Source organism: Tamlana crocina, assembly GCF_012037625.1.
On sequence record NZ_JAAVJS010000823.1, the window covers coordinates 1 to 289 of the forward strand.

The following is a 289-nucleotide window of genomic DNA, read 5'->3' on the forward strand; positions in this document are numbered from 1 at the left end:
AACGGCCAGTTTTGATACAGTGGCTTCCCCTTCAATTAAGGCAGAACTTCTAAGACTTAAGGTGCCGGAAATATTTAATTTACCCGTGAATTTTCCTTCGATATCGGCATTTTCACACTCCAGTTCTCCTGTAACAATACCTTCCCGGCCTATCACCACTTTTCCGGGGGTTCTTACGGTGCCTTCTACACAACCGTCAATTCGAAAACCGCCTTTTGCTTCAATGTCGCCAATAATCTTGGTGCCCGGGGCAATTTTGTTCTGTTCTTTGCTGAATTCTGCCGGGGCT

Annotated in this window: 1 protein-coding gene; it reads right to left on the minus strand. The window is 46.0% G+C overall.

What is annotated here, in order from left to right; genetic code table 11:
* Positions 1-289: bactofilin family protein (locus HC176_RS19140; RefSeq protein ID WP_167920549.1), on the minus strand; the 289-nt coding region annotated here is incomplete at both ends.